Source organism: Streptomyces sp. O3 (assembly GCF_054788135.1).
In genome coordinates, this window is record NZ_JBTVYK010000065.1 from 32,934 (window position 1) to 40,293 (window position 7,360).

Sequence of the window (7,360 nt, forward strand, 5' to 3'; positions counted from 1 at the left end):
CCGCACGCGTCGTTGTACTGGGGCTCGTTCGGCGGGCGGGCGGCGGGAAGGCGACGACAGGCCTACTCCGGCCCGCGCCCGAGGCCGACCAGGCGCATGCCGCCCATCAGCTCCCGCAGGCAGCGCACGGCCAGCGCGGCGGGCGAGTCCGGGCCCTCGACGTCGGCGTCCGTCGCGGCCCAGGCCTCCAGCGCGATCCGGATCGCGTCGGTCGCGGCGGCCGCGGCGAGACGCACCTGAAGCGGGTCCGCGTCCGCGCCCGCGATCTCCGCCACCACCGGCGCCAGCTTCTCCTCGGACTCCTGGTTCACGCGGTACCAGACGGCCCGCAGCGCCGGGTCGGCCGCCGCCGCCCGCAGCAGGCCGCGGGTGCTGCGCAGCCCGTCGGCGGCCTGCTCGTCCGGTACGGCCAGGGCCCGCGCGATGGCGTGCTCCAGGGCGTCGGGCGCCGACGTGCCCGGTTCGGCGGCGGCGAGCAGGGCACGCCAGCGGTCGGCGCCGACCGCGAGCAGCGGGGCGACGGCGTCCTGCTTGCTGCGGAAGTACCGGTAGAAGGTGCGCAGCGCGACCCCCGCCCGGCGCGCGATGTCCTCGGCGGTGGTGCCGTCGGGGCCGTGCTCGATGAACAGCTCGACGGCGGCGTGCGCGATGTCCAGCTGGGTGGCCGCCTTGCGGCGCTCGGTCAGGGTGCCGGACGGGGTGCCGGACGGGGTGCTGGCGGCGGGGGACGGGGACGGCCTGGTACTCACCTGGGCAAGCCTACGCCCGCGCGTGTCGGGTATGCACGTCTGGCAGGCATGGCAAAACGTGCCACATGGGCGTACCGTGTGCGAGGCGTCGGGATCCCGGCGCTCAGGCACAGGAGAAAGGCGCACCATGAACCGCTACGCGGGTCGCCGGGTACTGATCACCGGCGCGGGCTCGGGCATCGGCCAGGCCACCGTCCACCGGATACTCGCCGAGGGCGGCCTGGTCGTCGGCGTGGACGTCAACGAGGAAGGGCTGAAGGCCACGTCCGACGCGGCCGTCGCCGACGGCACCGCCGAGCGGCTGACCACGGCACGGCTCGACATCTCCGACGAGGCCTCCGTCACCGACGGCGTGGCCGCCGCCGTGCGCACTCTGGGCGGCCTCGACGTCCTGGTGAACGCCGCCGGAATCCTCCGCTCCGAGCACACCCACAAGACGACGCTCGACCTCTTCAACCGGATCATCGCGGTGAACCTCACCGGCACGTTCCTGATGATCCGCGAGGCGATCCCGGCGCTCCTGGAAGGCGACGAGCCGGTCATCGTCAACTTCTCGTCCACGTCGGCGTCCTTCGCGCACCCGTATATGTCGGCGTACGCGGCCTCCAAGGGCGGCATCCAGTCGATGACCCACTCCCTCGCGAGCGAGTACAGCAAGCAGGGGCTGCGCGCGGTGTCGGTGGCGCCCGGATCGATCGCGTCCGACATGACCACCGGACGCGGTCCGGGCCTGCCGGACGACACCGACTGGTCGCTGTTCGCCAAGCTCGCCCCGGCCATCGGCGAGGGCATGGCGGGCCCGGAGACGGTCGCGGGCGTGGTCGCCATGCTCGGCTCCGCGGACGGCAGGTTCATCACCGGCACCGAGGTGCGCGTCGACGGCGGCACCCACTTCTGACGCGGCCGCGTCCGCTCAGGCCGGGCTCTCCGAGCCGCTCAGGCCGGGCTCTGCCCGGCGGGCGGAGGGACCGGCCTCACACGCCGGACGGGAGGTCCTTGGCGCGGCCGCGGATCCGGAAGGCGGTGACGAGTTCCATCGCGCCGAGCGCGACCAGCCACAGGCCGCAGAGCAGCGTGAGGACCGCGACCGACTCCAGCGGCGAGGCGATGAGCACGACCCCGCCGAGCGCGCTGATGACGCCGAGCGCGGCCTGCCAGCCGCGTGCGGGCATCGCGGGGTCGGACGCCGCCGCGATGGTCTGCGTGATACCGCGGAACAGCCAGCCGATGCCGATCCACAGGGCGAGCAGCAGGATCGACTGCAGCGTGCCCCGGAAGCAGAACAGCCCCAGCAGGATCGACAGGACGCCGCTGATGAACGCCATGACCCGCAGCGCGGTGGACACATGCGTGCCGAACGCGGCGACCAGCTGGAGGACGCCGCTGGTCAGCAGATAGAGCCCGAAGAGCACGCCCGCCACCACCAGCGAGGCGCCGGGCCAGACGAGGATCAGCACGCCCAGCACGAGGGTCGCGATCCCGGCGAACAGGACGGCCTGCCAGGCGCCGTGCGCCAGACGTCCTAGTGGTCCCGGCAGTGCGCTGTCCGCGGCCGCGGTGTCGGCGTTCGGGCTGTCCGGGGGTGCGGCGTGACGGCTCATCGTCGGCCCTCTGTTCTGTGCGTCCGTGCTCCGGCGCGCGGTTCACGGCGGGGGTGTTCCCCGACCGCCTCGGGGCTCTCCCGAGACGCTGCGACCACTGTAGAAACGCGGCCCGCGGCGCGCAGGGCCCGCAGCCGCGCCCGACCCCGCGGGGACGGCCTAGCGCCCGCTGTCGGCGGACGCCCCGGACTGCCGGGGCGGGGCCGGGCGCTCCGCTCTGGCCCCGGCGATCCCCAGGATCAGCCCGGTGAGCACGGCTGCGACGAGGACGGCGCGCATAGTCACGGGTGCACTGCTCCAAACGGTGGACGGCGGCTGACCCGCCCCGTCCTACCGCCCGCCGCCGCCGAGGGGCCGCTCCCTCACCCGCCCGTGGGCGCGTCGCCCGAGCCTTGACGCGACACCGCCGCCGGGTCGGCCAGCGCCCCACGCGGTCGCCGCGCCCGAGCCGGGCGCGGCGCCGAACGCCGGGACGCGGTGCGCCTCCTCTGTCGTCGACGACCGCTTCTCCGTACCCTGTCCGACGATCACGCTGGATCGCGCAGCCGAGGAGGAAGCCCGATGAGCGTGTCCGACGACCGGTTGGACCCGGATGTCCGGGTCCTGGTCGACCTGATCAGCGCCGCCTTCCCCGACCTGGGGAACACCGTCACCGACGCGGCCGAGGCCCGCCGCGCCCTGGCCGCCGCCCCCGAGCCGCCGTGGCGCCCGGCGGCGGTCGGCTCCGTCGAGGACCGCACCATTCCCGGACCCGACGACGGGCCGGACATCCCCGTACGCGTCTACCTGCCCGACCCCGCCGACGCGCCGCCCGGACACCGGCCGACCGTGGTCTTCTTCCACGGCGGCGGCTGGGTGCTGTGCGACCTCGACAGCCACGACGGCATCGCCCGCCAGCTCTGCCGTGACGCGGGCGCGGCCGTGGTCTCGGTGGACTACCGGCTGGCCCCCGAGCACCCGTACCCGGCCGCGGTGCACGACGCCTACGCCGCCGTGCGCTGGGCGGCGTCCCACACGGCCGAACTCGGCTCGCGCCCCGGCGCGCTGGCCGTGGCCGGGGACAGCGCGGGCGGCAACCTCGCCGCCGTCGTGGCGCAGATCGCGCGGGACCGCGGCGGCCCGGCGATCGGCCTGCAGGTCCTCGTCTACCCGTCCACCGACATGCTGCACCAGGGCGCGTCCCGCACCCGCAACGCCAACGGCTACTTCCTGACCTCGGCGCAGATGACCTGGTTCGGCAAGCAGTACCTACGGGGCGGCGGCGACCCCGCTCACCCGCACATCTCACCCCTGCGGGGCGACCTCGCCGGACTGCCGCCCGCCCATGTCGTCACCGCGGGCTGCGACCCGCTGTGCGACGAGGGCCGGGCGTACGCGGCCAAGCTGCGCGCGGCGGGCGTACCGGCCACCGAGGGGCACTTTCCGGGGATGTTCCACGGCTTCTTCGGCTTCCCCGAGGTGCTCGACGACGCGCGCACCGCGCTGGCGGGCGTCGTCACCGCGCTGAACAGCCTCACCGAACCCCCGGATCACAGGAAAAACTCCCGTCGGAGCGGGGGTGACGCAGGATAATTTACACAGGCCCCACTTGTGGCGGAGAACCTCACCCGCATACGGTGTCCGTACGTGAGGTTCTCCCGTGGAGGAAGTGTTATGACGGAAATTCTTGTGCAACCCGCTTCGGAGGAGACTCTTCCTCCGGTGGTGCGGGTGGTCGAGCAGCCTGCCTGGCCCGTGCTCAAGGATGCCGTGGAGCAGATCAGGCCGTGGCAGTCCAAGGACGGCTCGATCGACTTCGACGCGGAGGGCGCCCCTGACCGGGCCGCAGCCGAGGCCGCCGTAGGCCGTGTCATAGCCGCCGTCCAGGAGCTCGCCCCGCTGCTCCCGCACAACGAGGCCTACCACCAGGCGCTCGTCGCCGACCTGCGCCGCTGGGCGGACGAGGGCTTCCAGGTCCCCGACTTCCTGGACTCGCTGCTCGCCTTCCAGCCCGCGGCCCAGCGCGCGGACGGCCGCCAGCACCTCGTCGTCTTCCCCATGTACACCCAGAACGGCAACCCGGACCGCAACCTGGAAGCCGTCGTCCTGCGCATGGTCTGGCCCGACTGGCTCGCCGACCTGGAGCGCACCCGCTACGACAACCCGCTGTTCTGCGGCATCGCCTTCGAGGACTTCACCGCCGGATACGACACCCACTCCGCGGTGCTGTTCCCCGAGACCATCGCCGTGCGCGAGGCGCCCGCGCGCTTCAGCTGGGGCGGGATCTTCTGCGACCGCGAGGCGGCCCGCTTCCGCAAGGTCACCGAGGCCGCCGTGGACATCCTGGGCCTCGAACTGCCCGACGACATCCGCGAGATGGTCGACGACCAGCAGCGCTGCCAGGACGCCTTCGTGCTGTGGGACATGGTCCACGACCGCACCCACAGCCACGGCGACCTGCCCTTCGACCCCTTCATGATCAAGCAGCGGCAGCCGTTCTGGATGTACGGCCTGGAGGAGCTGCGCTGTGACCTCACCGCCTTCAAGGAGGCCGTGAAGCTGGAGGCCGAAGGCGTACCGCAGGCCCGCGACGTGCAGTACGCGGTGCTCTTCGACCGGATGTTCCGCTTCCCGGTCTCCGGCGAGCGGGTCCGCAACTACGACGGCCTCGGCGGACAGCTGCTCTTCGCCTACCTGCACAAGCACGACGTGGTGCGCTGGACCGACAACACTCTGAAGATCGACTGGGAGCGGGCCCCGCGGGTCACCAACCAGCTCTGCGCCGACATCGAGGAGCTGTACCGGGCGGGCATCGACCGCCCCAAGCTGGTCCACTGGTTCGCCGCCTACGACCTGGTCTCCCAGTACCTCTCCCCGCACCCCGGATCGCGCTGGGCTAAGGGTCCGGACGCCCTGGACCTGACCCTGCCGCCGCGCAAGCTCGTGGACGACGTGCTGGACGACGAGTTTCCGCTGAGCATGTTCTATGAGGCGCTCGCCAAGAAACTGAAGGGCGTGATCGCCGCCGCCAAGGGGATCACCGCGGAAGACGCCCAGCGAGCGGCCGCATGACTGCCCGCGGCCCGGAGGAGAAGACCATGAACGGCAACGGCAACGGCAACGGCGCGTTGAACGGCGCGGTGATCGCGGTGGCGGGAGCCGCCGGACCGGCGGGGCGCGCCACGCTGCTCCAGCTCGCGGAGGCGGGCGCCACCGTCGTCGCGTCCGACGCGGACGCCCAGCGGCTCGCGGAGGCCGTGGACACGGCCCGCTACGCGCACGGCGGCGCCACGGTCACCGGCGACACCGTGGACCTGCTGAACCTGGACGCGGCCCGCGAGTGGGCGACCCGTACCGAGAAGGAGTTCGGCCGCGTCGACGGCCTGGTGCACCTGGTCGGCGGCTGGCGCGGCAGCGCCTCCTTCGCCGAGACGGACCTCGCCGACTGGGACGTCCTGGAGAACCTCCTGATCCGTACCGTCCAGCACACCTCGCTGGCCTTCCACGACGGCTTGCAGCGCAGCGACCGCGGCCGCTACGTGCTGGTCAGCGCCGCCGGAGCGAGCAAGCCCACGGCCGGGAACGCGGCCTACTCCGCGGCCAAGGCGGCCGCCGAGGCGTGGACGCTGGCGATGGGCGACGCGTTCCGCAAGGCGGGGGGCGAGAACGGCCCGACCTCCGCGGCTACGATCTTGGTCGTCAAGGCGCTGGTCCACGACGCGATGCGCGCGGAGCGGCCCAACGCGAAGTTCGCGGGCTTCACCGACGTCAAGGAGCTGGCCCAGGCCATCGCCGGAGTCTGGGAGCGGCCCGCCGGGGAAGTGAACGGAAACCGCCTGTGGCTGACCGAGAAGCCGTGAACCCGCCGAAGACCGACGCGACACGGCATCATGATCCGGACGTCCGAGGCTTCGCCAGCGACAACTACGCGGGCGCCCACCCCGAGGTGCTGGCCGCGCTCGCCGTCGCCAACGGCGGCCACCAGATCGCCTACGGCGAGGACGACTACACCGCGCACCTCCAGCAGGTCGTCCGCGGGCACTTCGGCGGCACGGCGGAGGCCTTCCCGGTCTTCAACGGCACCGGCTCCAACGTCACCGCGCTCCAGGCGCTCACCGACCGCTGGGGCGCGGTCATCTGCGCCGACAGCGCCCACATCAACGTGGACGAGTGCGGTGCGCCCGAGCGGGTCGGCGGCCTGAAGCTGCTCACCGTGCCGACCCCGGACGGCAAGCTCACCCCCGAGCTGATCGACCGCGAGGCGTTCGGCTGGGACGACGAGCACCGCGCCATGCCACAGGTCGTCTCGATCGCGCAGAACACCGAACTCGGGACCGTCTACACGCCCGAGGAGATCCGCGCGATCTGCGACCACGCCCACCGGCTCGGCATGAAGGTGCACCTGGACGGCGCCCGGATAGCCAACGCCGCGGCCTCGCTCGACGTGCCGATGCGCGCCTTCACCAACCGGGCGGGCGTCGACGTCGTCTCCCTCGGGGGCACCAAGAACGGCATGGTCTTCGGCGAGGCCATCGTGGTGCTCAACCCGGACGCGGTGCGGCATATGAAGCACCTGCGCAAGCTGTCGATGCAGCTGGCGTCCAAGATGCGCTTCGTCTCCGTGCAGCTGGAGGCGCTGCTCGCCAAGGACCTGTGGCTGCGCAACGCCCGGCACGCCAACGAGATGGCCCAGCGCCTGGCCGACGGCGTACGCGCGCTCGGCGGGGTCGAGATCCTCTACCCGGTGCAGGCCAACGCGGTCTTCGCCCGGCTGCCGCACGACGTGAGCGAGCGGCTGCAACAGCGCTACCGGTTCTACTTCTGGGACGAGGCCGCCGGGGACGTCCGCTGGATGTGCTCCTTCGACACCACGGAAGACGACGTGGACGGCTTCCTCGCCGCGCTCAAGGAGGAGCTGGCCAAGTAGCCGCCACCGTACATCCGTCACGTACAGACAGGAGGCCGACCGTAAGGGCATGCCCTTACGGTCGGCCCCCGGCGGGCGCCGGGATCCCCGTGGCGCCAAAAGGA

General features: G+C 72.6%; 8 protein-coding genes. 5 read left to right on the forward strand and 3 right to left on the reverse strand.

Going from position 1 to position 7,360, the window contains the following annotated elements; genetic code table 11:
• Positions 1–62: 62 nt before the first annotated feature.
• On the reverse strand, positions 63–749 hold the full coding sequence (locus ACX6XY_RS26160; protein WP_460335666.1) for a TetR family transcriptional regulator: 687 nt from the start codon (positions 747–749) through the stop codon (positions 63–65).
• A gap of 127 nt (positions 750–876) precedes the next feature.
• On the opposite strand from ACX6XY_RS26160, the gene ACX6XY_RS26165 reads away from it, so the two are divergent.
• On the forward strand, positions 877–1,647 hold the full coding sequence (locus tag ACX6XY_RS26165) for an SDR family NAD(P)-dependent oxidoreductase (RefSeq protein ID WP_460335669.1): 771 nt from the start codon (positions 877–879) through the stop codon (positions 1,645–1,647).
• Between the two features lie 76 nt (positions 1,648–1,723).
• Here the strand turns inward: ACX6XY_RS26165 and ACX6XY_RS26170 are convergent, their stop codons facing one another.
• Positions 1,724–2,350 carry an HdeD family acid-resistance protein gene (locus tag ACX6XY_RS26170; protein WP_460335672.1) on the reverse strand — a complete coding sequence of 209 codons (627 nt, stop codon included), beginning with the start codon at positions 2,348–2,350 and terminating at the stop codon, positions 1,724–1,726.
• 159 nt (positions 2,351–2,509) lie between these two features.
• Positions 2,510–2,635, reverse strand: coding sequence for a hypothetical protein (locus ACX6XY_RS26175; protein WP_460335675.1), 126 nt, complete (start codon positions 2,633–2,635; stop codon positions 2,510–2,512).
• Positions 2,636–2,911: 276 nt separating this feature from the next.
• Between ACX6XY_RS26175 and ACX6XY_RS26180 the strand changes: the two genes are divergently transcribed.
• The 4 genes from ACX6XY_RS26180 (at position 2,912) to ACX6XY_RS26195 (ending at position 7,256) form a co-directional block, all read left to right on the forward strand.
• Positions 2,912–3,922, forward strand: coding sequence for an alpha/beta hydrolase (locus ACX6XY_RS26180; RefSeq protein ID WP_460335678.1), 1,011 nt, complete (start codon positions 2,912–2,914; stop codon positions 3,920–3,922).
• Between the two features lie 81 nt (positions 3,923–4,003).
• Positions 4,004–5,401 carry a DUF6421 family protein gene (locus ACX6XY_RS26185; RefSeq protein ID WP_460335681.1) on the forward strand — a complete coding sequence of 466 codons (1,398 nt, stop codon included), beginning with the start codon at positions 4,004–4,006 and terminating at the stop codon, positions 5,399–5,401.
• Entirely contained in the window at positions 5,398–6,189 is a 792-nt protein-coding gene (locus ACX6XY_RS26190; protein ID WP_460335684.1) for an SDR family NAD(P)-dependent oxidoreductase, read from the forward strand. The genes ACX6XY_RS26185 and ACX6XY_RS26190 overlap by 4 nt, the downstream gene beginning before the upstream one ends.
• Complete coding sequence (locus tag ACX6XY_RS26195; RefSeq protein WP_460335690.1) at positions 6,186–7,256, forward strand: threonine aldolase family protein; 1,071 nt, start codon at positions 6,186–6,188, stop codon at positions 7,254–7,256. Before ACX6XY_RS26190 ends, ACX6XY_RS26195 begins: the two co-directional genes overlap by 4 nt.
• Positions 7,257–7,360 lie beyond the last annotated feature (104 nt).